A 25061-nucleotide genomic window follows, 5' to 3' on the forward strand; every position below is an offset into this window, starting at 1 on the left:
GATCACCGAGCGCGGCGACCACACCACCGGCGCGACCCTGACCGGCGACTACGCGGTCTGACCCGGCCCTCGGCCCGGCGACTCGGCGGGCGTCCCGCCCGGACCACGGCCCCCCCCGGGCACGGCACGCTCGTCGGGGTGGGCCGGCGGCGAGGGGGCTACTCGCCCGTGACCCGGATGCGGACCTCGTCGGAGCGCGCCCCGCCGTCGGCGGTGCGCCAGCCGGCGTCGGACTCCGCCGCGCTCCACACCCGGCCCGCGTACGACACCTCCGCGATCCCCAGGGCGTCCGCCCGGGCCACCGCCCACTGCGCCCGCTCCCAGCCGCCGCGCGAACCGCCGCCCGGCGTGGCGCCCTCGGGGCCGGACGCCCCGGCGGCCACGCTGTGGACCGGCACCGCGATCTCGGGCGCCGCCCCGCCCGGCGGCAGTTCGCCGAACGCCCTCTTCAGCTCCGCCCGCACCTTCGCCGGGTCGCCGGCCCGCACCGGCCCGCGCTCGGTCGTGCACGTCAGGGACGCCGGGGAGCGCCCGGTGAGCGCGGCGGCGAGCAGCGAGGCGTCCGGCTCGTGCTTGGCGTACGCCTGCGGGAAGCCGCTGCGCTGCACGCGCTGCGCGGCCACCGTCAGCGGCAGCCGAGAATAGCCCGGCACCTCGGCGAGGTGGTCGTAGAACTTGCCGGCCGAGAAGACCGGGTCGAGGATCTGCTCCCTGGTGCCCCAGCCCTGAGAGGGCCGCTGCTGGAACAGGCCGAGCGAGTCGCGGTCGCCGTACCGGATGTTGCGCAGCGCCGACTCCTGGAGGGCGGTCGCCAGCGCGATGGTGACCGCGCGTTCGGGCATCCCGCGCGATGTGCCGACCACGGAGATCGTCGCGGCGTTGGAGGCCTGCTCGGGGGTGAACCGGTAGGTGTTGTTCCCGCTGCCCACGAGGCAGTGAGGGGCGTCCTTGCCGCCGGTCGCGTACTGCACGACGACGTATGCGATCAGCGCCAGCAGCACGGCGAGCGCGACGGCGATCCTCGGTCGGCGGGGGCGGGTGGACTCGGACACGGAGCCCACCGTACTGGAGGGCCGGGATAGGCTCGGCACCATGTCCGAGACCATGCCCGCCACCGTGCTGGACCTCACGCAGGACGGCCCGGCGCTCACCGCCGCGCTCGTCGACTTCCCCTCGGTCAGCGGGACCGAGAAGCCCCTCGCCGACGCGATCGAGCAGGCCCTGCGCACCCTGCCGCACCTGACCGTCGACCGGCACGGGAACAACGTGGTCGCCCGGACGCGTCTGGGCCGGGCCGAGCGGGTGGTCCTGGCCGGGCACATCGACACCGTCCCGATCGCCGGCAACGTCCCCTCCCGGCTCGACGAGAACGGGATCCTGTGGGGCTGCGGCACCTCGGACATGAAGTCCGGCGTCGCGGTCCAGCTGCGCATCGCGGCGACCGTCCCGGAGCCCAACCGCGACCTGACGTTCGTCTTCTACGACAACGAGGAGGTCGCCGCCCACCTCAACGGCCTCGGGCATGTGGCCGACGCACACCCCGAGTGGCTGGAGGGCGACTTCGCCATCCTGCTGGAGCCGTCCGACGGCCAGGTCGAGGGCGGCTGCCAGGGCACCCTGCGGGTCCACCTGCGCACCAAGGGGGAGCGCGCCCACTCCGCGCGCAGCTGGATGGGGTCCAACGCCATCCACGCCGCCGCCCCGATCCTGGCCAGGCTCGCCGTGTACGAGCCGCGCCGCCCCGTGATCGACGGGCTGGAGTACCACGAGGGCCTCAACGCCGTCGGGATCGAGGGCGGGGTGGCCACCAACGTCATCCCCGACGTCTGCACCGTGACCGTCAACTACCGCTACGCGCCCGACCGCTCCATGGCGGAGGCCGAGGCCCATGTGCGCGAGGTGTTCGCGGACTGCGGCGTCGACGAGTTCGTGGTCGACGACCACACCGGCGGCGCCCTGCCCGGGCTGTCGCACCCCGCGGCCGCGGCCTTCATGGCGGCCGTCGGCGGCACCGCGCAGCCCAAGTTCGGCTGGACCGACGTGTCGCGGTTCAGCGCCCTGGGCGTGCCCGCCGTCAATTACGGCCCCGGCGACGCGCTCTTCGCGCACAAGCGGGACGAGCACGTCGCCGTCGACCGGATCACGCACTGTGAACGGCGACTGTACGACTGGCTCACTGCCTGACCTCCGTAATTTCGCCTTTTGTCACGTCCTCCGTCCTACCCTGAGCGGGAAACGATGTTCAGCGGAGGGAGCGGATCATGGGCAACCCCGAGGCCGAGGCCGAAGGACTGCGAGCGCTGGCCGAGCAGCGGCTGGGGCCGGTACTGCGCCGGCGGGAGCAGGTCCAGCCCGGCACCACCGATCAGCGGCTGCTGGACACCGCCGGTGACTCCGAGTGGGTCCACACCGACCCGTGGCGCGTCATGCGCATCCAGTCGGAGTTCGTCGAGGGCTTCGGCGCGCTGGCCGAACTGCCCAGCGCGATCAGCGTCTTCGGCTCGGCCCGCACCCCGGCGGGCACGCCGGAGTACGAGGCGGGCGTGCGCATCGGCCGGGCGCTCGTCGAGGCCGGCTTCGCGGTGATCACCGGTGGCGGCCCCGGCGCCATGGAGGCGGCGAACAAGGGCGCGCGGGAGGCCAGGGGCGTCTCGGTGGGCCTCGGCATCGAGCTGCCCTTCGAGCAGGGCCTGAACCCGCACGTCGACATCGGCGTCAACTTCCGCTACTTCTTCGTACGGAAGACGATGTTCGTCAAGTACGCCCAGGGCTTCGTCGTCCTGCCCGGCGGGCTCGGGACCCTGGACGAGCTGTTCGAGGCCCTGACCCTGGTCCAGACGCGGAAGGTCACCCGCTTCCCGATCGTGCTGTTCGGCACGGCGTACTGGTCCGGCCTGGTCGACTGGCTCCGCGGCACGGTCATCGCCCAGGGCAAGGCGTCGGAGCACGACCTGATGCTCTTCCACGTCACGGACGACGTCGACGAGGCGGTCGCCCTGGTCACCAAGGAGACCGGGCCCGGCCACCCCTGACCGGCGGGGACGGGCCGGGACGGGCGGGGACGGGCGGGGACTATGCCAGCCCCCGGCGGGCGACCGCCGGGGGACGGTGCCCCGCGATGGACGCCACCATGTCCAGCACCTGCCTGGTCTCGGCGACCTCGTGGACGCGGTAGACCCGCGCGCCCAGCCACGCCGAGACGGCGGTCGTCGCGAGGGTGCCCAGCACCCGCTCCTTGACCGGCTTGTCGAGCGTCTCGCCGACGAAGTCCTTGTTGGACAGCGACACCAGTACCGGCCAGCCCGTGTCCGTCATCTCGCCCAGCCGGCGGGTCGCCTCCAGACTGTGCCGGGTGTTCTTCCCGAAGTCGTGGCCGGGGTCGATCATGATGCCGTCGCGGCGCACGCCCAGCTCCACCGCGCGCTCCGCCAGCCCCACGGTCACCCGCAGGATGTCCGCCATCACGTCGTCGTACGCGATCCGGTGCGGCCGGGTGCGCGGCCGGGCGCCGCCCGCGTGGGTGCACACCAGCCCCGCGCCGTACCGCGCGGCCACCTCGGCGAGCTTCGGGTCGACGCCGCCCCACGCGTCGTTCAGCAGGTCGGCGCCGGCCTCGCAGACGGCCTCGCCGACGTCGTGCCGCCAGGTGTCGACGCTGATCACCACGTCGGGGAACCGCCGCCGCACCTCGGCCACGAAACCGACCGTGCGCCGCGCCTCCTCCTCGGGCGTCACCTCCTCCCCGGGACCGGCCTTCACCCCCCCGATGTCGATGATGGCGGCGCCCTCGGCCACCGCCTGCTCGACCCGGGCGAGCGCCGGCTCGTCGCGGAACGTGGCGCCCCGGTCGTAGAAGGAGTCCGGGGTCCGGTTCACGATCGCCATGATCACCGGCTCGTGCGCGTCGAATTCACGCCGTCCCAAGCGCAGCATCCCGTGTCTCCTTCTCGCGTTCGGTCGCCTGCGACCTTAACCGTCGGCGGCGCATGGCACGATCGGCACCGTTGGGTTTTCGCTCCCGGTGGAGAGGCACGGTCGTGTTCTGGTTCTTGGCTGTAGCGATGGTCGTGGTCGTTGCCGCGGTCACTCTGGCCGTGGTCGGCGGCGGGGAGAGCGAGGTGCTGCCCGACGCGCCGCCGGAGCACACCGTGGACCAGCTGCCGCTGACCCGGCCGGTGAGCCGTGCCGACCTCGACGCGCTGCGGCTGCCGTTGGCTCCGCGGGGCTACCGGATGGCCGACGTCGACGACGTGCTGGGCAGGCTGGGCGCCGAGCTCGCCGAGCGGGACGCGCGGATCGCCGAGCTGGAGGCCGCGCTGGCGGGCGCCCGCGGGGAGCGGCCCGATGACCCGGCCCCGTACGACGGGCCCGGCGACCCCGGCCCGTACGACGGGCCCGATGACCCGGCCCCGTACGACGGGCCCGGCCGCACGCCGGACGAGGAGCGGGACCAGGAGCGGGGCCGGTGACCGGCGAGGCCGTGCCGGGCCCGGACGGGCTGCCGCGCTGCCCCTGGGGCCTGTCCGCCGAGGACTACGTCCGGTACCACGACGAGGAGTGGGGCCGCCCCGTCCACGGCGACGACGCCCTGTTCGAACGGCTCTGCCTGGAGGCATTCCAGTCGGGCCTGTCCTGGATCACGATCCTGCGCCGCCGCGAGGGCTTCCGCCGGGCGTTCGCGGGCTTCCGGATCGCCGCCGTCGCGGAGTTCACCGACACCGACCGGGACCGGCTCCTGGCGGACACCGGCATCATCCGCAACCGCGCGAAGATCGACGCGTCACTCGCCAACGCGCGCGTACTGGCCGGCTGGGCGCCCGGCGAGCTGGACGCCCTCATCTGGTCCCACGCCCCGGACCCCGCCTCCCGCCCGGTGCCCCGCACGCTCGCCGACGTCCCGGCGGTCACGCCCGAGTCGACGGCGCTGTCCAAGGAGCTCAAGAAGCAGGGCCTGCGCTTCGTCGGCCCGACCACGGCGTACGCCCTGATGCAGGCATGCGGCCTGGTCGACGACCACCTCGCCGACTGCGTGGCCCGCGGCGCCGCCCGCGCCTGACCGGGGCGGTGGCCGGCTCCGGATCACCGCTCCGGAGCGCCGCCCCGGATCACCGTCCCCGATCGTCGGCCGGGCCCGGACCCGCCTCGGACCACCGGGCCGGCCCGGTGGTCAGCGGCCGAGGTACTTCGGCTTCTCCTTGGCCAGGAAGGCCCGCACCGCGATGCCGTGGTCCTCGGACGCGCCCGCCAGCGTCTGGAGCTCGTCCTCCTTGTCCAGCGCCTCGTCGAGCGTGTGGCACGCCCCGTACGCCAGGGACTTCTTCAGCGCCGCGTACGCCAGCGTCGGGCCCTCGGCGAGGGTGCGGGCCACGGACCGCGCCTCGGCCGCCAGGTCGGCCGTGGGAACCAGCCGGGTCGCGATGCCCAGCTCGTACGCCTCTTCCGCCGTGATCGAGCGCGGGAAGAACAGCAGGTCGGCCGCCCGCCCCGGGCCCACCACGCGGGGCAGCGTCCACGAGACGCCCGAGTCGGCGGTCAGCGCCACCCCGGCGAAGGAGGTGTTGAACGACGCCGTGTCGGCCACCACCCGGTAGTCCGCCGCCAGCGCGAAGCCGAAGCCCGCCCCGGCCGCCACCCCGTTCACCCCGGCGACCACCGGCTTGGGCATCCCCGCGATGGCCCGCACGATCGGGTTGTAGTGCTCCTTCACGGTGCTCATCGTGTGCTCGGTGCCGATGAGCGCCACGTGCTCCTTGAGGTCCTGGCCCACGCAGAACGCCCGTCCCGTCGCCGTCAGCAGCACCGCCCGGACGGCGGTGTCCTCCGCCGCCGCGAGGAGCGAGTCCCGGAGGGCGATCTTCGCCTGCGTGTTCATCGCGTTCATGGCGTCGGGCCGGTTGAGCGTGATGGTGGCGAGTCCGTCGCTCACCTCGTACAGCACGGTGTCGGCCATGGCAGGTCCCCTTTGCGGCTCCGGCGGTGATGTCAGGCCCAGCATGGCGGAGATCATCGCGCGCGGACATGTGACCTGCGTCAAAGAAAGCCCGGTCCGGGCGCCGGGCGCGGCGGCGAAGTATCGCAGGCGTACCGCCGAAATGGACGGTTTTGTAAGAGCGCGTTGCGCAAGCGATGCCGACCGATGTTGGTCATCGGGTCCTGCCATGCGGGATAATGACCTGGAAGCAATGTGTTCGATGCCGGTGATGCGTGCCCATGCCAGAGGGCCGTCGGCGACGATGAGCTGGTTTCAGGAAGGGGAACGAGCATGGCGGCCATGAAGCCGCGGACGGGCGACGGCCCGCTCGAGGTGACAAAGGAGGGGCGGGGCATCGTCATGCGCGTTCCGCTCGAAGGCGGCGGTCGGCTTGTCGTCGAGCTGACTCCGGACGAGGCCGACGCGCTCGGCGACGCACTCAAGAAGGTCGTCGGCTGACGCGGACGCCCCCTGTTTTTCCGAGAGCCCCGGCACGGTGCGCGGCGACGCGACCGGCCGGGGCTCTCGCATGCGCGCCCGCACCCGGGTCAGCCCCGCCGCACCGCGCACAGCAGTCCGTCGCCCACCGGCAGCAGCGTCGGCAGCAGCTCCTGGCTCTCCCGCACCGTCCGCAGCAGCTCCCGCAACCTGAGCACCTCGGCCGGCTGGGCCGCCGAGTCCACCGTACGGCCGTCGGCGAAGACGCCCTCGAAACAGACCAGGCCACCCGGTCGCAGCAGACGCAACGATTCGGCGAGGTAGTCCAGGCTCTCCAGCCGGTCACCGTCGCAGAAGACCAGGTCGTAGCCGCCGTCCGCGAGCCGCGGCAGCACGTCCAGCGCCCGGCCGGGGATGAAACGCGCCCGGTTCCCCGCGAAGCCGGCCGCCCGGAACGCCTGCTTGGCGAACTGCTGGCGTTCCGGCTCCAGGTCCACCGTGGTCAGGACGCCGTCGGGGCGCATGCCCTCCAGCAGATAGATCCCGGACACCCCGGTACCGGTGCCGATCTCCGCGACCGCCTTGGCGTCCGCCGTGGCCGCCAGCAGACGCAGCGCGGCGCCGGTGCCTGGCGACACCGAGGGCAGCCCCGCGTCCCGGGCCCGGTCACGGGCCCAGCGCAGGGCGTCGTCCTCGGCGACAAAGGCGTCGGCGAACGCCCAGCTCGTCTGCCGGTTGGCGGTAATGACCCTCTCCTGTCCCCGTAGTTGGCGCAACGGTGACTGTAGCCGTTCGGGCCCGGGAACCCGCAGATGGGACCGCGCGTTAAGAGGGGGTGGGGGGAGCACATGGATCAAGAGCCGAAGACGGTCCCAAATTCACGCAAAGATTCTTATCCGGAGCTAACGGGCGAGGTGGCTATGGTAGGGGCTCCACTGGACACCACCAGAGCCGATAGGGGAGGTGCGGCTGCGCCTGTGGATCGGGGAGGAGTGCTGCGGCGCTTTCTCAGGTCGGCGGGTGAGCCGAAATCCGTGACCGACACCGCTGACCGTTCCATGCCCGCCGACTTCGCACCCACCACCGCGACCTTCGCATCGGATGCGGAATCGCAGGCGTGGACTCCGCCCTCGTGGGAGGAGATCGTCAGCACGCACAGTGGCCGGGTCTACCGCCTCGCATACCGCCTGACCGGCAACCAGCACGACGCCGAGGACCTCACCCAGGAGGTCTTCGTCCGTGTCTTCAGGTCGCTGTCCACGTACACGCCCGGGACCTTCGAGGGCTGGCTGCACCGCATCACCACCAACCTCTTCCTGGACATGGTGCGCCGCAAGCAGCGCATCCGGTTCGACGCGCTCGGCGACGACGCGGCGGAGCGGCTGCCCAGCCGCGAGCCGTCGCCGCAGCAGGTCTTCCACGACACGCACTTCGACGCCGACGTCCAGCAGGCCCTGGACACCCTCGCCCCCGAGTTCCGCGCCGCGGTGGTGCTGTGCGACATCGAGGGACTGTCGTACGAGGAGATCGCCGCGACCCTCGGCGTCAAGCTCGGCACGGTCCGCAGCCGTATCCACCGCGGCCGCTCGCACCTGCGCAAGGCCCTCAAGCACCGGTCGCCCGAGGCCCGGGCCGAGCAGCGCGCCTTCGTGGCCGTGGGCGGGGAGGGCGGACCCGCGTGAGTACCACCGGTCCGACCCCAGCGGAACAGCACCTGGGGGACCGCCTCGCCGCGCTCGTCGACGGGGAGCTCGGTCATGACGCCCGCGAGCGGGTCCTCGCCCATCTGGCGACCTGTCCCAAGTGCAAGGCCGAGGCCGACGCGCAGCGCCGGCTGAAGAGCGTGTTCGCCCAGGCCGCCCCGCCGCCCCCCTCCGAGGGGCTCCTCGCCCGCCTCCAGGGGCTGCCCGGCGGTGGTCCGGGCGGCGACGACCGGGGCGGTCCCTTCGGCGGCGAGGGCCTCGGCATGAGACCCGGCACCTTCGGCTACGCCGGGGGGCCGGACGCGGGCTTCCGCATACACGACGTGGGCCGCCAGGAGGCGGAGCGCTCCTCCTGGCGCGGCCGGAGGTTCGCGTTCGCCGCCGCCAGCGCGGTGTCCTTCGCGGCGATCGCCCTGGGCGGCGCGCTGCCCACGGTCGCGACGGTGGACGCCCGGGGTGACGGCACGGGCAACAACGTGACGCCGGCGCGGTCGTCCCAGCAGACACAGGGCGCCGGTACGGGCACCGGCGACACCAACCGCCGCCGCGGCGGCGGGTACGGGCCGGTCAGGGTGACCGACCGGCCGGCCGGCCCGCTGGCCGCCGTCCCGCTGCACGCGGTGCAGCGCCCCGGCTCCCACCCGTTCGTACCGCCCGTACCGCCGGGAGCGGTGAGCGCGCTGAACGCCACCCCGCCCGCACCGCTGATACGCCCCGCCGCCACCCGTTCGGGGCCCGCTCCCTCGCCCGGCTCCGTCCCGGTCCCCGCGGGGCGCTGACCCGGCCCCCTGCGCGGGGGCCGCCCGACCTGGTTGAATCCTGCGCAGGGGCGCCCCGAGGGGGCGCGGCACGGGCACGCAGCGGGGAGAACATGGACGACGGGAAGCCCACGGGGCCGAAGCCGAAGTGGTGGAGCCGTCCGGCGCGGGAGCACGGGGCGACGCGGCCCCCCGCCCCGGGCGACGGCGCCGAGCGGACGCCCCCGCCCGCCCCCGAGGGCGGCGAGGCGCCGGCGGCGGTCGCGGCGGCGGTCCGCCCGCAGCCGCTGCACCAGCCCGACGAGTACCGCACCCCGCCCTACGGCGAGCCGGGCCCCTGGGCGCCCGCACCGCCCGTACAGCGTCCCCTGGCGACCCCGGCGCACGGCACCGCCGTCCCGCCCGCCCCGCCCGTCCCGGGCACCTCGCAGCCGGGCACCGTGCCCGGGCAGACCCCGCCGCAACCGCACCCACAGCCGCCCGCCCCGGCGCAGGCCGCGCCGGGCGCGTCGCCCGCCCCGCAGCAGGCCCACGCCGGTCCTGCCCCCCACCCGGCGTCCGCCGCCCACGCCGCGCCCGCCGCCCATGCCGGGCCCGCCGCTCCGGCGGTCCCGCAGCAGGCGCAGCCCCTGCCACAGTCGTCGCAGTGGCTCCAGTACGACCCCTGGGGCAGCCCCGGCGGACAGCACCAGCACCAGCCGCTCCTGCACCCCGGGGGGTCCACCACCGGCGCGCCGCGCACGGGGCGGCGCCGCGGCCCCGCCGTGGTCGCCGCGCTGCTGTTCGCCGGGCTGACCGGCGTGCTCGGCGGCGGGGTCGGCGCGTACCTCGAACGGAACGGCGGGCTGACCACGGTCGAGCTCCCGCAGGCCGGGCGGGACGACGGCGACCGCGCGCCCGACAGCGTCGCCGGCATCGCGGCCAGCGCGCTGCCGGGCGTCGTCACCCTCCATGTCAGCGGTGGCGGGGAACAGGGCACCGGCACCGGCTTCGTCCTCGACCGGCAGGGGCACATCCTCACCAACCACCACGTCGTCGACCCGGCCGGCACCTCGGGCGACATCACCGTGACCTTCAGCGGCGGCGAGACGGCCACGGCCGAACTGGTCGGCAAGGACAGCGGCTACGACCTCGCGGTCGTCCGGGTGAAGGGCGTCGCCAACCTCAGGCCGCTGCCGCTCGGCAACTCCGACAACGTCCGCGTCGGCGACCCGGTGGTCGCCATCGGCGCCCCCTTCGACCTCCAGAACACCGTAACCTCCGGCATCATCAGCGCCAAGGAGCGGCCCATCACCGCGGGCGGCGAGAAGGGTGACGGCAGCGACGTCAGCTACGTCGACGCCCTCCAGACCGACGCCCCGATAAACCCCGGCAACTCGGGCGGTCCGCTGCTCGACTCCAAGGCCCGGGTCATCGGCATCAACAGCGCCATCCGCGCCGCCGACACCGGTTCGGGCCCCGACGGCGGGCAGGCCGGCTCGATAGGGCTCGGCTTCGCCATCCCGGTCAACCAGGGCAAGCGCGTCGCCGAGGAGCTGATCAACACCGGCAAGGCCGACCACCCCGTGATCGGGGTGAGCCTCGACATGAAGTACACCGGCGACGGCGCGCGGGTCGGCGAGAAGGCGCAGGACGGCGGCGCCTCCGTCACCCCCGGTGGTCCGGCCGCCAAGGCGGGCGTCCGTCCCGGCGACGTCATCACCAAGGTGGACGGGCAGCGCGTGCACAGCGGGGAGGAGCTGATCGTCAAGATCCGCGCCCACCGCCCCGGCGACCGGCTGCGGCTCACCCTGGAGCGCGGGGGCCGGGAACAGACCAAGACGCTGACGCTCGGCTCCTCGTCGGGCGGCTGACCCCCGGGGGCGGGCCGCACGGCGGAGCCGTCCACCGCGGGGCCACCCGGGGGCCACCCCGAGGTCGCCGGGAGGTACCACGGCGACAGCCGGGCCAGGTACCGTGGTACGGGCCCCGGGCCCGGACGGCCCCGCGGACCTCGTACCACGGATCTCGAACCACGGACGTCGCCACGGACCTCGAACCCTGATCACGGGCCGGACCCCGAAGGAGCAGCAAGGTGTTCAATGACATAGGCGCACTCGAGCTCGTGGTGCTCGTGGTCCTTGCCGTGCTCGTCTTCGGCCCCGACAAGCTGCCGAAGGTCATCCAGGACGTCTCCGGCTTCATCCGCAAGATCCGTGACTTCTCGGAGAGCGCGAAGCAGGACATCCGCAGCGAACTGGGTCCGGAGTTCAAGGACTTCGAGTTCGAGGACCTGAACCCCAAGACGTTCATCCGCAAGCAGCTGACGGAGAACGAGGAGCTCAAGGAGATCCGCGGCAGCTTCGATCTCAAGAAGGAGATCAACGACGTCGCCGACGCCGTGAACGGCCGCGAGCCGGACACGTCCGTCCCGGCCGCGGTCGGGGGCACGGACCTGCTGAAGAAGGGCGACAAGCCCGCCGAGGGCGACCGCCCGCCGTTCGACGCCGACGCCACCTGAAGCCCTCCCGCGCCGCTCTTCCGGAAAGACCCCGCGTCAGGTGGCTATCCTCTCCATCTGTCCGGTTGCGAGAGCGCCCGTCGGGGCGTGCCGCACCGGACTCCACGAACGAGGAGGCGGCCGGGCAGATGGAGACGACGAGTCGAGTGGGGGCGCAAGGTGCCGCACCGGGCACCGCATCGGCGTCCGGGGCGGACACGCCCGCGGCCCGGCGTACGGTCGACGGTTACCTGCGGGCCTCGTTCCCCTGGTACGGGCTGGACGAGGCGTTCACCGGGCCGCGCTGGCTGATGCAGGTCGGCACGTCCGCCGACGGCACGGTGCAGCACGGCTCGATCGGCCACGGTGACGAGCCGTCGATACGGCCTGACCGGCTCGACGCCACCGGGGCCGAGAGGGAGCGGTTCGCCGCCGTCGTGACGGTCGCCGCGAGCCCCGTGCGCCGCAGCGGTGACGGTACGGGGGTGCTGGACGCCACCAGCGTGTCGTCCGCCGCCTGGCTGGCCGGCTCCGGCCTCCTGGCCTACACCTGGCCGCCGCAGCTGGACCACACGCTCAGGGACGACTGGCTGGACCAGCAGACCGAGGCCGCCTTCGAGCTCGCCGACGACCTGGACGGCCCGGAGTGGTCGACGCTCTCCCTGCCCGTCGACGGTGTCCCCACGCCGTTCCACTACCGGGAGTCGGAGTACGGCTGGGTGCTGGCCGGCTCCACGCCCACCGGCGTCCATCTGGGTGCGTACGGACGGGGGATGAGCGCCTACGGTCTGGCGTTCGCGGTGGTGCGGGACATCACGGCGTACGCGTAGCGGCACACGCCCGCACAACCGCACGCCGAAGGGGCACCGCTCACCGAGCGGTGCCCCTTCCGCGTACCGCCCTCAGAACTTGTTGCGCGGGGTGATGCCCAGCGACATGCCCGACAGGCCGCGCTGGCGGCCGCCGAGCTTGCCCGCGATCGAGCGCAGCGCCGCGCCCGCGGGCGAGTCGGGGTCCGACAGGACGACCGGCCTGCCCTCGTCGCCGCCCTCGCGCAGCCGTACGTCGATGGGGATGGAGCCCAGCACCGGAACGGCGGTCCCGGTGGTCTTCGTCAGGCCGTCGGCGACCCTCTGGCCGCCGCCCGTGCCGAAGACGTCGACCATCTCGTCGCAGTGCGGGCAGGGCAGGCCCGACATGTTCTCCACGACGCCCACGATCTTCTGGTGGGTCTGCACGGCGATGGAGCCGGCCCGCTCGGCGACCTCGGCCGCCGCCTGCTGCGGGGTGGTGACGACCAGGATCTCGGCGTTCGGCACCAGCTGCGCGACGGAGATCGCGATGTCGCCGGTGCCCGGCGGCAGGTCCATCAGCAGGACGTCCAGGTCGCCCCAGTACACGTCCGCGAGGAACTGCTGGAGCGCGCGGTGCAGCATGGGACCGCGCCAGACCACCGGCGCGTTGCCGGGGGTGAACATGCCGATGGAGATGACCTTCACGCCGTTCGCCGACGGCGGCATGATCATGTTCTCGACCTGGGTGGGACGGCCGTCGGCGCCCAGCATGCGCGGCACGCTGTGGCCGTAGATGTCGGCGTCCACGACGCCGACCTTCAGCCCGTCCGCGGCCATCGCCGCCGCCAGGTTCACGGTGACGGACGACTTGCCGACGCCGCCCTTGCCGGAGGCCACGGCGTACACCCTGGTCAGCGAGCCGGGCTTGGCGAACGGCACCTCGCGCTCGGCGGTGGTGCCGCGCAGCGCGGTGGCGAGTTCCTTGCGCTGCTCGTCGCTCATCACGTCGAGGGTGACGTCGACACCGGTGACGCCCTCCACGCGGGAGACCGCCTCGGTCACGCGGGTGATGATCGTCTCGCGCATGGGGCAGCCGGAGACCGTGAGGTAGACGGTGACGGCGACCGCCCCGTCCGCACCGATCTCCACCGACTTGACCATGCCGAGTTCTGTGATCGGTCGGTTGATCTCGGGGTCGTTCACCGTCGCCAGTGCTTCGCGCACCGCGTCTTCCGTAACCATACGGAGATGGTACGGCGCCGGACCCGGCCCCCGGAAAGCCCTGTCAGCGGTCGGGTTCGTCACTCCCGCGGGACGCGCCGGGCGGGAATAGATCCCGGCGGTCGTCCCGGCGGCCGTTCCGGCGCTCGTCGAGCTCCCGCACCAGGTCCTCCAGCTCCGAACGGATCCAGTCCCGGGTGGCCACCTCGCCGAGGCCCATCCGCAGGGCCGCGATCTCCCGCGTCAGGTACTCGGTGTCGGCGATGGACCGCTCGTTCTGCTTGCGGTCCTGCTCCAGGTTGACCCGGTCCCGGTCGGCCTGCCGGTTCTGCGCCAGCAGGATGAGAGGCGCGGCGTAGGAGGCCTGGAGCGACAGGGCGAGGGTGAGGAAGATGAAGGGGTACTCGTCCCAGCGCAGCTCGTCGGGCGCCGAGATGTTCCACACCACCCAGACGACGACGATCACCGTCATCCAGACCAGGAACCGCCCGGTGCCGATGAAGCGGGCGACCCGTTCCGACAGCCGCCCGAAGGCCTCGGGGTCGTACTCCGGCAGCAGCTTGGGCCGCCGGATGCGCGGCTGGTCCAGCCGGATGCGGGACGAGGGCGGCTCGCCCGGACGCTCATGCGCCATGCGCGGCCTCGCTCTCGCCTTCCGGATCGAACTCGGTCTCCCGCCAGTCGTCGGGCAGCAGGTGGTCGAGCACGTCGTCGACGGTGACCGCGCCGAGCAGCGACCCGCTCTCGTCCACCACCGGGGCGGCGACCAGGTTGTAGGCGGCGAGGTAGCTGGTCACCGAGGGCAGCGGGGTGTCCGGGGACAGCGGCGCCAGGTCGGTGTCGGCGATCGCCGAGACCAGGGTGAACGGCGGATCGCGCAGCAGCCGCTGGAAGTGCACCGTCCCCAGGTACTTCCCCGTCGGCGTCTCGTCGGGCGCCCGGCACACGTACACCTGGGCGGCGAGGGCGGGGGAGAGGTCCTGCTGGCGGACCCGCGCCAGCGCGTCGGCGACCGTCGCGTCCGGGCGCAGCACGATCGGCTCGGTGGTCATCAGACCGCCCGCGGTGCGCTCCTCGTACGACATCAGACGCCGTACGTCGGCGGCGTCGTCCGGCCGCATCAGCGTCAGCAGCCGCTCCTTGTCCTCCTCGGGCAGCTCGGACAGCAGGTCGGCGGCGTCGTCGGGGTCCATGGCCTCCAGGACGTCGGCGGCCCGCTCCTCCTTGAGCTTGCCGAGGATCTCGATCTGGTCGTCCTCCGGAAGCTCCTCCAGGACGTCGGCGAGCCGGTCGTCGTCGAGGGCTGCGGCGACCTCGGCACGGCGCTTGGGGGTGAGGTGGTGCAGGACGTTAGCGAGGTCGGCCGGGCGCATCCGCTCGAACGTGGCGACCAGGCTCTCGGCGCCCTGCCCGTGCTCCTCCAGCGAGAACCCGGTGACGGCCGACCACTCGACGGTGAGCGTCTCGCCCTTGCGGCGCAGCGCCCCTCCGCCGCCCCGGCGGACGAAGACCTTGTCGATCTCCCAGTCGCGGCGGGCCGGGAGCTGCTGGATGGCCACGTCCAGGACGGTCACCTCCGCGCCGTCCTCGACCAGCCGGACGCGGCGGTCGAGCAGCTCGCCGAGGACCAGGCGCTCGGTGGGGCGCTGCTCGAAGCGGCGGACGTTGAGCACGCCGGTGGTGATGACCTGGCCCGACTCCACCCCGGTGACCCGGGTCATGGGCAGGAAGATCCGGCGGCGCCCGATCACCTCCACGACCAGGCCGAGCAGGCGGGGCGGGCGCCGGCCGACGCGCAGCATCGCGACGAGGTCGCGCACCCGGCCGACCTGGTCGCCGTTCGGGTCGAAGACCGGGATGCCGGCGAGATGGGAGACGAAGATCCGGGAAGCGCCTGCCGCCATGCCGCACACCTCCTCGTCCGCCTGGATCGCCATGGTTTGTGCCGGTTCAGGCTAGCCCGTCCTGGTGCGGGTCGCCCAGGCAGGGCGTCCGTACGGCTCTTGGCCGACGGTCGTATACGGCACCGGTACGCTGCGGTCTGCCAACCCCCCACGGTTTGATGAGAGGCAGTGCGCTGGTGACCTTTCTCGCCCCGGCTTCGCGCGCCCGCCGGGCCGCTCTCCCCGTCGCGCTGTGCGTCGGACTGTCCGCGGTGCTCACCGCCTGTGGAGAGGAACCGCCCGATCCGGACGCCGGTACGAACGGGGTGGGCAAGCTGTCCGCCACCGCGATCGAGTCCAAGGCGCGGGCCGCGGCCGGCGCGGCCCGGGCGGTACGCCTGTCGGGGTCGCTGGTCAGCAAGGGCGGCACGTACGAGCTGAACATGCGGCTGAACCGGGCCGGCGCGGCCGGGTCGGTGGTCACCAGGACGTCCACCTTCGAGCTGCTGCGGGTCGGGGACGCGCTGTATCTGAAGGCGGACGCGGACTTCTGGTCGAGCGCGACGGACGGCGAGGGCGACGAGCCGGACGACTCCGGTACGGGGGCGGCGGACAAGCTCGGCGACAAGTACGTCAAGGTGCCCGAGGACGATCCCTCCTACAAGCAGCTGCGCGGCTTCACCGAGATGAACGTTCTGCTCGACGGGCTGCTGGAGCTGCACGGCGACCTCGTCAAGGGCGACCGTTCCAAGATCGGCGGCATGAGGACGATCAAGGTGGCGGGCGGCCCCAAGGGCGAGGGCGGCACCCTCGACGTGTCCCTGGAGGGCACGCCCTACCCCCTCCAGTTCGCCCGGGGCGGCGGGGCGGGCGTGGTCGTCCTGTCGGACTGGAACAAGGTCTTCCCGCTGACGGCCCCGTCCAGGGACGAGACCCTCGACTACGGCCGCCAGCTCCCCCGCACCAGCGACTGACGCCCCCGCGCCCGGCACCGGCGCGTCCCGGCCCCGGGCCTGGCACCGGCGCGTCCCGGCCCCGGCGCCCGCCCCTAGCGCTTGCGGCGCTTCAGCAGCAGGCGGGGGAGCGCCGCCGGGACCGGGTGCCGGGTGGTGACCGGTGTGGGGAGCGGGGGCGCCGCCAGCGAGCCGTCCGGGTGGGCGGTCGTCGCGTCCCGCGGGGTGAGCCGCAGCACCCGGCACTCGCGCGCCCAGCGTTCGGTCATCGTCTCCGCGTCCGGGGCGTTCAGCCGCTTGCCCTTCAGCTCCGCGACCGCCGCCTCCCACGCCTCGGAGCCGGCGGCCAGCTCCGACACGGCGGCCGTCCAGGCGACCACGCGGCCGCCCTTGTCCTTGCTGCGTACCGTCACCTCGGCCACCGAGCCGTCCGCGAGCCCCGGCAGCGGCTGCTCGCCCGGGCCGTCACCGACGACGTGCGCCGCCCCGTCGACCCACACGTGCCACAGCGCGCGGGCCGGGCCCTCGCCCCGTACCCAGATGAGGCCGGACTTCTTGGTGGCCTCCTCGACGAGGGCCCGGTCGAGCAATGCGCTTGTCATGACCCGCAGCTTAGCCAGTCCGGCTACAGCCAGCCGTTGCGCTTCAGCGTGCGGTGGATGGCGAAGCAGATCCCGATGATCCCGGTGAGCACCATCGGGTAGCCGTACTTCCAGTGCAGTTCCGGCATGTGGTCGAAGTTCATGCCGTACACCCCGCACACCGCCGTCGGCACGGCCACGATCGCCGCCCAGGAGGTGATCTTGCGCATGTCCTCGTTCTGGGCGACCGTCGCTTGCGCCAGGTTGGCCTGGAGGATCGAGTTCAGCAGCTCGTCGAAGCCGATGACCTGCTCCTGGACACGGGCCAGGTGGTCGGCGACGTCCCGGAAGTACTTCTGGATGTCGGGGTCCACCAGCCGCATGGGCCGCTCGCTCAGCAGCTGCATCGGCCGCAGCAGCGGCGACACGGCGCGCTTGAACTCCAGTACCTCGCGCTTGAGCTGGTAGATCCGCCCGGTGTCGGTGCCGCGCGTGGAGCCCTTCGCCGGCGGCGAGAAGACGTCGATCTCGATCTGGTCGATGTCGATCTGCACCGCGTCGGCGACCGCGATGTAGCCGTCCACCACATGGTCGGCGATCGCGTGCAGCACCGCCGAGGGGCCCTTCCCGAGCAGCTCCGGCTCACCCTCCATCCGGTGCCGCAGGTTGCGCAGCGAACCCTGCCCGCCGTGCCGCACCGTGATGACGAAGTCCCGGCCGGTGAAGCACATCACCTCACCGGTCTCGACGACCTCGCTGGTGGCCGTGAGTTCCGCGTGGTCGACGTAGTGGATGGTCTTGAAGACGGTGAACAGCGTGTCGTCGTACCGCTCCAGCTTGGGGCGCTGGTGGGCGTGGACCGCGTCCTCGACGGCCAGCGGGTGCAGCCCGAACTCCGCGGCGATACCCGCGAATTCGGCCTCCGTCGGCTCGTGCAGGCCGATCCACGCGAAGCCGCCGCCGTCGCGCACCCGGCGCATGGCCTCGCGCGGCGTGAGGCACGTGTCGCTGCTGTCGTCCTTCAGCCGGCGGCCGTCGCGGTAGACGGCGCAGTCGACGACCGCGGTGGACGTCGACGGGTCGCGGGTCGCGTCGTAGGAGGCGTACGTGTTGTAGGGGGCACTGCTCCTGCGCAGGGACGGGCGGACCGCTGCGCGCAGGTCACGGATCATCGACATGGCTGGCTCCTTCACGGAGAGGCCGTCGCGGGGCGTGGCACAGCCCGGAATGAGGACGTGGCGTTCCTTACGTCCGCAAAGCGGGCGGCACCGCGGGATCGCGGTGACGGCGTTCGCTACAGACAGGCAAAACGGTGTGCTCTTCCGTCGTGCGAATAGCCGTGACCTCACTCCCAGGCTCCGCCGGGACGAGCGCGAGCGGGCAGGCGGAGTGCCTCTCAGGTCACAGAGAAAAGCCGCGGGCGGAAGAGCGGTTGGTACTGCACGGTCGACTTCGATCCACCGCAGCCCCACCTCCTCCGGCCGGTCCCCCGTAAGGGATGACGTGTTGTCGGGACGGGGAAGCGACTCCCCAGCCACCGCTGGGGACGTACCCCGGCGTGCTGTCCCGACCAGCAGACGGCCAACACTATCAGCCGACTGAGAGTCAATCCCTTACTTTGCCCGTTCCATACGCGCTCTATGCTCCCCGCATGGGAGAAGTTCTTGCTCTGGTCGAGGCCCGGTTGCGTACCGCCCTCGGTGAACCGGACGCGCGCGCCGCGGTGACGTTTCTGGGCACCGACCGCATCGAGGTCCTCCGCTTCCCGGACGCCGCTCTCGGCCTGGTGAGGTACGCCACCCTCGGTATGTCGGCCCAGCCGATGACCGACCCCACCGCCGCCCTCGCCGACCCCGTGAAGGGCCCGCGCGCCGAGCTGCTCCTGAGCGTGCGCGCGGGGCTCGCCGACACCGACAAGGTGCTGCGCCCGCTGGCGGTGCTCGCGGCCTCGCCGCAGGTCGAGGGCGTGGTCGTCGCGCCGGGCGCGTCGCTGGACACCGGCGAACCCCTGTGGCCAGGCGCGCCGTTCACCTCCGTGCTGGTCGCCGAGGCGGGCGGCTTGGTCGAGGATCTGGCGCTGGACGCGCCGATGGACCCCGTGCGGTTCCTGCCGTTGCTGCCGATGACGCCCAACGAGGCGGCGTGGAAGCGGGTGCACGGCGCGCAGGCGCTCCAGGAGCGGTGGCTGGCGGCGGGCACGGACCTGCGCGATCCGCTGCGCGGCTCGGTGGACCTCGGCTGACGCGGGTCAGTCGGCCGCGAGGGCGGGCCGCGGCCGGGCCGCCCGGTGCTCCTCGGCCTCGTGGGTGAGGGAGCGCCGGCGCGCCCACACGATGCCGGCGCCGATCGCGGCCGCGGCGCCCGCCACGACGAACGGCATGTGGATGTCGCTCCACTCCTCGATCCTCGGGGCGAGCCAGGGCGCGGCGGCCGCGGCGAACCAGCGCACGAAGTTGTAGCCGGCGCTGGCCACCGGGCGCGGGGCGTCCGACACGCCGAGGGCCAGTTCGGTGAAGACGGTGTTGTTGACGCCGATGAAGGCGCCGGACAGGACCGTGCAGACGATCGCGGTGGTGTGGTCGCCGTACCCGAGGACGACGACGTCGGCGGCGAGCAGGACGAGGGAGCCGCCGAGCACCTTCAGGGAGCCGAACCGCTCCTGGAGGCGGGGCGCCACCAGCACGGAGAAGACCGCGAGCAGGACGCCCCAGGCGAAGAACACCGCGCCGGACTTGTAGGGGGTCATGTCCAGTACGAACGGGGTGAAGGCGAGGACCGTGAAGAAGGCGTAGTTGTAGAAGAACGCCGAGGCGGCGGCGGACGCCAGCCCGCCGTGGCCGAGTGCCCGGAGCGGGTCGAGCAGCGACGTCCTGCCGGCGGGCTTCGGCTGCTCCCGCAGGAACGCTGCGATGCACAGGAACCCGACCGCCATCAGCGCCGCGGTGCCGAAGAAGGGGTAGCGCCAGCTGGCGTCGCCCAGCACGGCCCCCACCAGAGGCCCGCACGCCATGCCGAGGCCGAGGGCGGACTCGTAGAGCAGGATCGCCGCGGCGCTGCCGCCCGCCGCCGCGCCGACGATCACGGCGAGCGAGGTGGAGACGAACAGCGCGTTGCCGAGGCCCCATCCCGCCCGGAAGCCGACCAGCTCGCCGACCGAACCCGACGTGCCGGAGAGGGCGGCGAAGACGATCACCAGCGCCAGTCCGGCGAGGAGCGTCCTGCGCCCGCCGATGCGGCTGGAGACGAAGCCGGTGAGCAGCATCGCCACGGCGGTGATGAGGAAATACGAGGTGAACAGCAGCGACACCTCGCTGGGCGTGGCCCGCAGGCCCTGGGCGATGGACGGCAGGATCGGGTCCACCAGGCCGATGCCCATGAAGGCGACGACGGACGCGCCGGCGGTCGCCCAGACCGCCCTGGGCTGCCGCAGGATGCTGCCGGCCCCTTCGTCGAACGGATCCTTCTGTCGCATGCCCGCTCCCTCCTGGCGACGGCGCACCGCGCCCACGATTACTTGCTACCTACACATAATAAGTTAGACGCCCTAATGGATGCAATATACATCGACATTCGGGGGCCGGGCGGCACACCGGAGGGGTGATCGTCCTTGACGGGGCGACGGCCGGGGAGGACCGTTGAACCCTATGAGGGGCGAACCCAGTTGTCCGAAGTGCGGAGGCCGGGTCCGGGCGCCCGGTCTCTTCTCCGACTCCTGGCAGTGCGACGCGCACGGCGCCGTGCACCCGCTGCAGCCCGTGATCCCGCCCAGCGTCGAGGCGCTCGGCGTCGTCACGCACCGGGCGCGGGTACCCGTGTGGATGCCGTGGCCGCTGCCGGTCGGCTGGCTCTTCACAGGGGTCGCCTACGCGGGCGACGACCGCGGCGGCGGCCGGGCCACCGTCGTCGCCTGCTCCGGCCCCGCCCCGCTCGGCGGCGTGGGCGAACTGCTCCTGGTCGCCGAGGAACCCGGCATCGGCCTGGGCGCGCGGTACGCCGGGCTCGACGGCCCCGATCCCGGCCCCCACATGTGCACCGGCACCCGGCCGCAGTCCAAGGTCCTCGCCGCCGGCCGCCCCACCCCGCTCTGGCACGTCAGTGACGCGCCCGAGGACCGCGCCGTCTTCGCGGGCGAGGCGCGCGGCCTGTGGCTGTGGGCCGTCGTGTGGCCCGAGAAGTCCGGGCTGCTGATGTACGACGAGCTCGTCCTGACGGACCTGCGCGAAGCCGGCTCGGAGGTGGAGCTGCTGCCGTGCGGCGCGCTCAGCCCCAGGCTGCTGGACTGAGTGCCGGGCCGGCGGGCGGGACCCCGGGCGGAACGCCGGTATCCTCTTAGGCGTCCCCCGTCCGCCCCGAGCCCCGGAGTCCGCGTCGTGCGCATCGACCTGCACACCCACTCCACGGCTTCCGACGGCACGGACACCCCCGCCGGACTCGTGCGCGCCGCCGCCGCGGCCGGGCTCGACGTCGTCGCGCTGACCGACCACGACACCACCCGCGGCCACGCCGAGGCGGTGGCCGCGCTCGCGGACCTCGACCGGGAGATCACCCTGGTCACCGGCGCCGAGCTCTCCTGCCGGATCGACGGCGTCGGCATGCACATGCTGGCGTACCTCTTCGACCCCGAGCACCCCGAGCTGGCCCGCGAGCGCGAGCTGGTGCGCGACGACCGCGTCCCGCGCGCCCGGGGCATGGTCGCCAAGCTCCGCGAACTCGGCGTGGACGTCACCTGGGAGCGGGTCGCCGCCATCGCCGGTGACGGGTCCGTCGGCCGCCCGCACATCGCCGAGGCGCTCGTCGAGCTGGGCGTCGTCCCCACCGTCTCCGACGCCTTCACGCCGCAGTGGCTCGCCGACGGCGGCCGGGCGTACGTCGAGAAGCACGAGCTCGACCCGTTCACCGCCATCCGGCTCGTCAAGGCGGCCGGTGGCGTCACCGTCTTCGCCCACCCCGGCGCCGCCAAGCGCGGCCGCACGGTGCCCGAGCCGGTCATCGCCGAGCTGGCCGCGTACGGCCTCGACGGCATCGAGGTCGACCACATGGACCATGACGAGCCGACGCGCGCCCGGCTGCGCGGGCTCGCCGCCGACCTGGGTCTGCTGACCACCGGGTCCAGCGACTACCACGGCACCCGCAAGACCTGCCGCCTCGGCGACTTCACCACCGACCCCGAGATCTACGGGGAGATCACGCGCCGCGCGACCGGCGCGTTCCCGGTGCCGGGCACCGGCGGACGGCGGGCGTAACCCCCGCATCCCGGCACTTCCTCCGTACCACCCTCTCCCCGCAAGGCCTCACTGTGTTCGACGTCGCCGTCTTCGGCTCCCTGTTCCTCACCCTTTTCGTCATCATGGATCCCCCCGGGATCACCCCGATCTTCCTGGCCCTGACCTCCGGACGGGCCACCAAGGTCCAGCGCCGGATGGCCTGGCAGGCCGTGGCCGTCGCCTTCGGCGTGATCACCGTGTTCGGCATCCTGGGCCAGCAGATCCTGGCCTACCTGCACGTCTCCGTACCCGCCCTGATGATCGCCGGCGGACTGCTCCTGCTGCTCATCGCGCTCGACCTGCTGACCGGCAAGACGGACGAGCCCAAGCAGACCAAGGACGTCAACGTCGCCCTCGTCCCGCTGGGCATGCCGCTGCTGGCCGGTCCCGGCGCCATCGTGTCCGTGATCCTGGCCGTGCAGCACGCCGAGGGCGTGAGCGGCCAGGTGTCCGTCTGGGCGGCGATCGTCGCCATGCACGTGGTCCTCTGGCTGACCATGCGCTACTCGCTGCTGATCATCCGCGTCATCAAGGACGGCGGCGTGGTGCTGGTGACCCGGCTCGCCGGGATGATGCTGTCGGCGATCGCCGTGCAGCAGATCATCAACGGCGTCACCCAGGTGATCCAGGGGACCTGAGACAGCACTGCGCCCCCGTGCGGATTCCGCCCACCGATGGTGGCCGGAGTCCGCGCGGGGGCGCGGTGGCGGAGTGTCGTGTTACGAGGCCGTGGTCGCGGCCGGGCGGATCCAGATGCGCTGGCCGATCGAAGCGGCCTGCTGCACGATCCCGTTGACGGAGGCGGCGTCCACGACGGTGCTGTCCACGGGCGTGCCGTCGACGTCGTCGAGTCGCAGAATCTCGAAGCGCACGGGCTTCTCCCTTCGTCCTGAGTTGATCCTCCGGTAGGAGAACTGTGTTCGTTACTGATAGTGCCAACGACATGTAGGGGGCAAACATTCCCTACGCTAAAGAAAATTTTCGGACTGCTAAATAATCGGTGGGCCGGTGGTGGCGGCCATCCGCGCGGCGGCGGACAATGAGCCCCGTATGAACGACGACCCGCACACTCCCGACCACCCCACCGATCTCGGCATCCGCCTGGAGCGCACCAACGAGCTCCTGGAGCGGATGCTCGCCGAGGTGGCCAAGACCCCCTCGACACACGCCATCTTCGTCGACGCCGGTTACGTCCATGCTGCGGCCGGGTTGCTTGTGGCGGGCACCGAGGACCGCCGCTCCTTCGACCTGGACGCGGAAGGGCTCATCGAGGCCTTCATCGACAAGGCCCGCACGATCTTCGCGGACAGCCGCCTGCTGCGCGTCTACTGGTACGACGGCGCCCGGCGCCGGATCCACACGTCCGAGCAGCAGGCGATCGCCGAACTGCCCGACGTCAAGGTCCGGCTCGGCAACCTCAACGCCAACAACCAGCAGAAGGGCGTCGACTCCCTGATCCGCTCCGACCTGGAGTCGCTGGCCCGCCACCGTGCCATCAGCGACGCCGCGCTGGTCGGCGGCGACGAGGACCTCGTCCCCGCGGTCGAGGCGGCCCAGGGCTACGGCGCCCGCGTCCACCTGTGGGGCATAGAGGCGGCCGAGGGCCGTAACCAGGCCGAACCACTCCTCTGGGAGGTCGACAGCACCCGCACCTTCGACCTCGACTTCTGCCGCCCCTACGTCACCCGGCGTCCGGTGACGACGTACGAGAGTGAGGGCGAGCCGCCGCCGTCACGCGACGAGGTGCGCCTCCTGGGCGCGCAGATCGCCGCGACCTGGCTGGGCGAGCGGGGCTCCGAAGCGCTGGCCGAGCTGCTGCCCGGCCACCCCTACCTGCCCGGTCCGGTCGACCAGGACCTGCTCGTCGAGGCGGAACGGCGGATGGGCCGCTCCCTGCGCGGGCACGCCGTGCTGCGGCGGTCGCTGCGGGACGGCTTCTGGCAGCAGCTTCAGTCGCGGCTCTGACGGGCGGAACGGCTTCGTCGGCCGCCCGGTTCCGACCACCGCCCGTTCCGACCGCCGCTCGGCCGTCGCCCCGCCCGTCGTCTCAGGGACGGTGCCGGTGCAGGTCCCAGAACCCCGCCACGGCAGCCGCGGTCTCCACCGGCCGGTCGGTGTTCGGCGAGTGCTCGGCGCCCTCGACGCGCGTCCGGTGGGCTCCCAGCCGGTCCGCCATCGCGTCGAGGAGCGGCACCGGCCAGGTGTCGTCCCGGACGCCCGAGAGGACGTGCACCGGCAGGGGCGGGCGTACGGCGGCCAGCTCGTCGACCCGGTCCGGTTCGACGGTCAGCCGGCGCCCGGTCGCCAGCAGCTGCGCGGGATTGTGCAGCAGCCAGCGGCGGCGGAGGTCCTCTCGGTGGCTGCCCGCCTCGTCGGCGTCCTCCGGCGGGTCGAGAGCACGCATCGCCTCCCACACCTGCCCCATGGTCATCACCGCGAGCGCGTCGCTCAGCAGCTTGATCTTCTCCTGCTGGGCCGGCTCTACCTGTGCGGGGCCGGACGACATCAGCGTGAGCGTGGTGAACGGCGTCGCGTCGAGCAGGACGGCGGCGCGGGCGATCTGACCGCCGAGGGAGTGCCCGAGCAGATGGATGCCGGCCCCGCCGAGCGCCGCCGCCTGGGCCAGCACGTCACCCGCCAGCTCCACCTGTTCGTACGCCTGCTGGTCGGGGGGACCAGGAGTCTCGTACTGCCCGCGGCCGTCCACGGCGACGGCACGGTAACCGGCGTCGGCGAGCGGTTCGAGCATGGCGATGAAGTCCTCCTTCGACCCGGTGTACCCGGGCAGCAGGAGGGCCGTCCCCTTCGGCTCCGTACCGTCGGCGGGCGCCGCGTCCAGCACGGCGAAGTCGCCGCGTGACGTACGGAGGGCGTAGGCACGGGCACAGGGCGGCGGGGTGAAGGTGGGCGGGCGGCTCATGGCACGAGGCTAGCGGGCGGGCGGCGGCGCGGACACGGCGACGGCCCCGCCCCCGGGAAGGGGCGGGGCCGTCACTCGGGTGCCGGTCGGCCGTCG

28 protein-coding genes are annotated in these 25061 nt (G+C 72.9%); 16 read left to right on the plus strand and 12 right to left on the minus strand.

The window, feature by feature from the left end; all coding sequences use genetic code 11:
* Nucleotides 1-158: 158 nt before the first annotated feature.
* Nucleotides 159-1094: a VldE C-terminal domain-containing protein gene (locus IE109_RS23135; protein WP_373297759.1), complete on the minus strand. Its 936-nt coding sequence runs from the start codon at nt 1092-1094 to the stop codon at nt 159-161.
* A gap of 10 nt (nt 1095-1104) precedes the next feature.
* Between IE109_RS23135 and dapE the strand changes: the two genes are divergently transcribed.
* Complete coding sequence (gene dapE / locus IE109_RS23140; RefSeq protein ID WP_189553266.1) at nt 1105-2184, plus strand: succinyl-diaminopimelate desuccinylase; 1080 nt, start codon at nt 1105-1107, stop codon at nt 2182-2184.
* 77 nt (nt 2185-2261) lie between these two features.
* The gene (locus IE109_RS23145; RefSeq protein WP_189552961.1) at nt 2262-3032 is read left to right on the plus strand and encodes an LOG family protein; all 771 of its coding nucleotides are present in this window, start codon (nt 2262-2264) and stop codon (nt 3030-3032) included.
* A 40-nt stretch (nt 3033-3072) separates the two neighbouring features.
* Here the strand turns inward: IE109_RS23145 and folP are convergent, their stop codons facing one another.
* Nucleotides 3073-3933 (minus strand): dihydropteroate synthase, encoded by an 861-nt coding sequence (gene folP / locus IE109_RS23150; RefSeq protein WP_189552962.1) that lies wholly within the window; start codon nt 3931-3933, stop codon nt 3073-3075.
* A gap of 104 nt (nt 3934-4037) precedes the next feature.
* On the opposite strand from folP, the gene IE109_RS23155 reads away from it, so the two are divergent.
* Both IE109_RS23155 and IE109_RS23160 read left to right on the plus strand, forming a co-directional pair.
* On the plus strand, nt 4038-4469 hold the full coding sequence (locus IE109_RS23155) for a hypothetical protein (protein WP_189552963.1): 432 nt from the start codon (nt 4038-4040) through the stop codon (nt 4467-4469).
* Complete coding sequence (locus IE109_RS23160) at nt 4466-5056, plus strand: DNA-3-methyladenine glycosylase I (protein WP_189552964.1); 591 nt, start codon at nt 4466-4468, stop codon at nt 5054-5056. Before IE109_RS23155 ends, IE109_RS23160 begins: the two co-directional genes overlap by 4 nt.
* Before the next feature lie 111 nt (nt 5057-5167).
* Here IE109_RS23160 and chcB read toward each other — a convergent pair whose 3' ends face one another.
* Nucleotides 5168-5950 carry a 2-cyclohexenylcarbonyl CoA isomerase gene (gene chcB / locus IE109_RS23165; protein WP_189552965.1) on the minus strand — a complete coding sequence of 261 codons (783 nt, stop codon included), beginning with the start codon at nt 5948-5950 and terminating at the stop codon, nt 5168-5170.
* Between the two features lie 312 nt (nt 5951-6262).
* Here chcB and IE109_RS23170 point away from each other — a divergent pair, with 312 nt between their 5' ends.
* Complete coding sequence (locus IE109_RS23170; RefSeq protein ID WP_003966491.1) at nt 6263-6430, plus strand: DUF3117 domain-containing protein; 168 nt, start codon at nt 6263-6265, stop codon at nt 6428-6430.
* 89 nt (nt 6431-6519) lie between these two features.
* Here IE109_RS23170 and IE109_RS23175 read toward each other — a convergent pair whose 3' ends face one another.
* Nucleotides 6520-7185 (minus strand): O-methyltransferase, encoded by a 666-nt coding sequence (locus tag IE109_RS23175; RefSeq protein WP_189552966.1) that lies wholly within the window; start codon nt 7183-7185, stop codon nt 6520-6522.
* Between the two features lie 144 nt (nt 7186-7329).
* Between IE109_RS23175 and sigE the strand changes: the two genes are divergently transcribed.
* The 5 genes from sigE (at nt 7330) to IE109_RS23200 (ending at nt 12179) form a co-directional block, all read left to right on the plus strand.
* Nucleotides 7330-8091, plus strand: coding sequence for an RNA polymerase sigma factor SigE (gene sigE, locus IE109_RS23180; protein WP_189552967.1), 762 nt, complete (start codon nt 7330-7332; stop codon nt 8089-8091).
* Nucleotides 8088-8891, plus strand: a complete 804-nt coding sequence (locus IE109_RS23185; protein WP_189552968.1) for an anti-sigma factor family protein — start codon at nt 8088-8090, stop codon at nt 8889-8891. Before sigE ends, IE109_RS23185 begins: the two co-directional genes overlap by 4 nt.
* Before the next feature lie 92 nt (nt 8892-8983).
* Nucleotides 8984-10723, plus strand: a complete 1740-nt coding sequence (locus IE109_RS23190; protein WP_189552969.1) for a S1C family serine protease — start codon at nt 8984-8986, stop codon at nt 10721-10723.
* Nucleotides 10724-10944: 221 nt separating this feature from the next.
* Nucleotides 10945-11370: a sec-independent translocase gene (locus IE109_RS23195; protein WP_189552970.1), complete on the plus strand. Its 426-nt coding sequence runs from the start codon at nt 10945-10947 to the stop codon at nt 11368-11370.
* Nucleotides 11371-11498: 128 nt separating this feature from the next.
* Nucleotides 11499-12179, plus strand: a complete 681-nt coding sequence (locus tag IE109_RS23200; protein WP_189552971.1) for a hypothetical protein — start codon at nt 11499-11501, stop codon at nt 12177-12179.
* A gap of 72 nt (nt 12180-12251) precedes the next feature.
* Here the strand turns inward: IE109_RS23200 and IE109_RS23205 are convergent, their stop codons facing one another.
* The 3 genes from IE109_RS23205 to IE109_RS23215 are packed head-to-tail and all read right to left on the minus strand — an operon-like array spanning nt 12252 to nt 15268.
* A complete protein-coding gene (locus IE109_RS23205) occupies nt 12252-13385 on the minus strand; it encodes an Mrp/NBP35 family ATP-binding protein (protein ID WP_189552972.1) in 1134 nt (377 codons plus the stop codon).
* Between the two features lie 43 nt (nt 13386-13428).
* Nucleotides 13429-13998 carry a DUF1003 domain-containing protein gene (locus tag IE109_RS23210; protein ID WP_189552973.1) on the minus strand — a complete coding sequence of 190 codons (570 nt, stop codon included), beginning with the start codon at nt 13996-13998 and terminating at the stop codon, nt 13429-13431.
* Nucleotides 13988-15268, minus strand: coding sequence for a magnesium transporter MgtE N-terminal domain-containing protein (locus tag IE109_RS23215; RefSeq protein ID WP_189552974.1), 1281 nt, complete (start codon nt 15266-15268; stop codon nt 13988-13990). The genes IE109_RS23210 and IE109_RS23215 overlap by 11 nt, the downstream gene beginning before the upstream one ends.
* Nucleotides 15269-15444: 176 nt before the next feature.
* Between IE109_RS23215 and IE109_RS23220 the strand changes: the two genes are divergently transcribed.
* On the plus strand, nt 15445-16221 hold the full coding sequence (locus IE109_RS23220; protein ID WP_189552975.1) for a hypothetical protein: 777 nt from the start codon (nt 15445-15447) through the stop codon (nt 16219-16221).
* Between the two features lie 74 nt (nt 16222-16295).
* Here the strand turns inward: IE109_RS23220 and IE109_RS23225 are convergent, their stop codons facing one another.
* On the minus strand, nt 16296-16802 hold the full coding sequence (locus IE109_RS23225; protein ID WP_189552976.1) for a hypothetical protein: 507 nt from the start codon (nt 16800-16802) through the stop codon (nt 16296-16298).
* A gap of 23 nt (nt 16803-16825) precedes the next feature.
* Nucleotides 16826-17959 carry a magnesium and cobalt transport protein CorA gene (locus tag IE109_RS23230; RefSeq protein WP_189552977.1) on the minus strand — a complete coding sequence of 378 codons (1134 nt, stop codon included), beginning with the start codon at nt 17957-17959 and terminating at the stop codon, nt 16826-16828.
* 473 nt (nt 17960-18432) lie between these two features.
* Here IE109_RS23230 and IE109_RS23235 point away from each other — a divergent pair, with 473 nt between their 5' ends.
* Complete coding sequence (locus IE109_RS23235; RefSeq protein ID WP_189552978.1) at nt 18433-19023, plus strand: suppressor of fused domain protein; 591 nt, start codon at nt 18433-18435, stop codon at nt 19021-19023.
* A 6-nt stretch (nt 19024-19029) separates the two neighbouring features.
* On the opposite strand, the gene IE109_RS23240 is transcribed toward IE109_RS23235, so the two are convergent.
* Complete coding sequence (locus IE109_RS23240; RefSeq protein ID WP_189552979.1) at nt 19030-20253, minus strand: MFS transporter; 1224 nt, start codon at nt 20251-20253, stop codon at nt 19030-19032.
* Nucleotides 20254-20425: 172 nt separating this feature from the next.
* On the opposite strand from IE109_RS23240, the gene IE109_RS23245 reads away from it, so the two are divergent.
* From IE109_RS23245 to IE109_RS23255, 3 genes are all read left to right on the plus strand, one after another.
* On the plus strand, nt 20426-21064 hold the full coding sequence (locus tag IE109_RS23245; protein WP_189552980.1) for a DUF6758 family protein: 639 nt from the start codon (nt 20426-20428) through the stop codon (nt 21062-21064).
* An 87-nt stretch (nt 21065-21151) separates the two neighbouring features.
* Nucleotides 21152-22024, plus strand: coding sequence for a PHP domain-containing protein (locus IE109_RS23250; RefSeq protein ID WP_189552981.1), 873 nt, complete (start codon nt 21152-21154; stop codon nt 22022-22024).
* A 53-nt stretch (nt 22025-22077) separates the two neighbouring features.
* Nucleotides 22078-22683 carry a MarC family protein gene (locus tag IE109_RS23255; protein WP_189552982.1) on the plus strand — a complete coding sequence of 202 codons (606 nt, stop codon included), beginning with the start codon at nt 22078-22080 and terminating at the stop codon, nt 22681-22683.
* Nucleotides 22684-22764: 81 nt separating this feature from the next.
* On the opposite strand, the gene IE109_RS23260 is transcribed toward IE109_RS23255, so the two are convergent.
* A complete protein-coding gene (locus IE109_RS23260) occupies nt 22765-22917 on the minus strand; it encodes a DUF8834 family protein (protein ID WP_189552983.1) in 153 nt (50 codons plus the stop codon).
* Nucleotides 22918-23095: 178 nt separating this feature from the next.
* Here IE109_RS23260 and IE109_RS23265 point away from each other — a divergent pair, with 178 nt between their 5' ends.
* On the plus strand, nt 23096-24010 hold the full coding sequence (locus tag IE109_RS23265; RefSeq protein WP_189552984.1) for an NYN domain-containing protein: 915 nt from the start codon (nt 23096-23098) through the stop codon (nt 24008-24010).
* An 82-nt stretch (nt 24011-24092) separates the two neighbouring features.
* Here the strand turns inward: IE109_RS23265 and IE109_RS23270 are convergent, their stop codons facing one another.
* Nucleotides 24093-24965: an alpha/beta fold hydrolase gene (locus IE109_RS23270; protein ID WP_189552985.1), complete on the minus strand. Its 873-nt coding sequence runs from the start codon at nt 24963-24965 to the stop codon at nt 24093-24095.
* Nucleotides 24966-25061: the final 96 nt, after the last annotated feature.

Origin of the sequence: Streptomyces lavendofoliae, assembly GCF_014649735.1 — a bacterium.
Taxonomy (GTDB): Bacteria; Actinomycetota; Actinomycetes; order Streptomycetales; family Streptomycetaceae; genus Streptomyces; species Streptomyces lavendofoliae.

What these genes read in the sequence shown, in the direction of transcription:
- IE109_RS23135 (WP_373297759.1), bottom strand. Translation starts at nt 1,094, where the DNA reads ATGGTGCCGAGCCTATCCCGGCCCTCCAGTACGGTGGGCTCCGTGTCC.
- dapE (WP_189553266.1), top strand. Translation starts at nt 1,105, where the DNA reads ATGCCCGCCACCGTGCTGGACCTCACGCAGGACGGCCCGGCGCTCACC.
- IE109_RS23145 (WP_189552961.1), top strand. Translation starts at nt 2,262, where the DNA reads ATGGGCAACCCCGAGGCCGAGGCCGAAGGACTGCGAGCGCTGGCCGAG.
- folP (WP_189552962.1), bottom strand. Translation starts at nt 3,933, where the DNA reads ATGCTGCGCTTGGGACGGCGTGAATTCGACGCGCACGAGCCGGTGATC.
- chcB (WP_189552965.1), bottom strand. Translation starts at nt 5,950, where the DNA reads ATGGCCGACACCGTGCTGTACGAGGTGAGCGACGGACTCGCCACCATC.
- IE109_RS23170 (WP_003966491.1), top strand. Translation starts at nt 6,263, where the DNA reads ATGGCGGCCATGAAGCCGCGGACGGGCGACGGCCCGCTCGAGGTGACA.
- sigE (WP_189552967.1), top strand. Translation starts at nt 7,330, where the DNA reads ATGGTAGGGGCTCCACTGGACACCACCAGAGCCGATAGGGGAGGTGCG.
- IE109_RS23190 (WP_189552969.1), top strand. Translation starts at nt 8,984, where the DNA reads ATGGACGACGGGAAGCCCACGGGGCCGAAGCCGAAGTGGTGGAGCCGT.
- IE109_RS23200 (WP_189552971.1), top strand. Translation starts at nt 11,499, where the DNA reads ATGGAGACGACGAGTCGAGTGGGGGCGCAAGGTGCCGCACCGGGCACC.
- IE109_RS23205 (WP_189552972.1), bottom strand. Translation starts at nt 13,385, where the DNA reads ATGGTTACGGAAGACGCGGTGCGCGAAGCACTGGCGACGGTGAACGAC.
- IE109_RS23210 (WP_189552973.1), bottom strand. Translation starts at nt 13,998, where the DNA reads ATGGCGCATGAGCGTCCGGGCGAGCCGCCCTCGTCCCGCATCCGGCTG.
- IE109_RS23215 (WP_189552974.1), bottom strand. Translation starts at nt 15,268, where the DNA reads ATGGCGGCAGGCGCTTCCCGGATCTTCGTCTCCCATCTCGCCGGCATC.
- IE109_RS23225 (WP_189552976.1), bottom strand. Translation starts at nt 16,802, where the DNA reads ATGACAAGCGCATTGCTCGACCGGGCCCTCGTCGAGGAGGCCACCAAG.
- IE109_RS23230 (WP_189552977.1), bottom strand. Translation starts at nt 17,959, where the DNA reads ATGTCGATGATCCGTGACCTGCGCGCAGCGGTCCGCCCGTCCCTGCGC.
- IE109_RS23235 (WP_189552978.1), top strand. Translation starts at nt 18,433, where the DNA reads ATGGGAGAAGTTCTTGCTCTGGTCGAGGCCCGGTTGCGTACCGCCCTC.
- IE109_RS23240 (WP_189552979.1), bottom strand. Translation starts at nt 20,253, where the DNA reads ATGCGACAGAAGGATCCGTTCGACGAAGGGGCCGGCAGCATCCTGCGG.
- IE109_RS23245 (WP_189552980.1), top strand. Translation starts at nt 20,426, where the DNA reads ATGAGGGGCGAACCCAGTTGTCCGAAGTGCGGAGGCCGGGTCCGGGCG.
- IE109_RS23265 (WP_189552984.1), top strand. Translation starts at nt 23,096, where the DNA reads ATGAACGACGACCCGCACACTCCCGACCACCCCACCGATCTCGGCATC.
- IE109_RS23270 (WP_189552985.1), bottom strand. Translation starts at nt 24,965, where the DNA reads ATGAGCCGCCCGCCCACCTTCACCCCGCCGCCCTGTGCCCGTGCCTAC.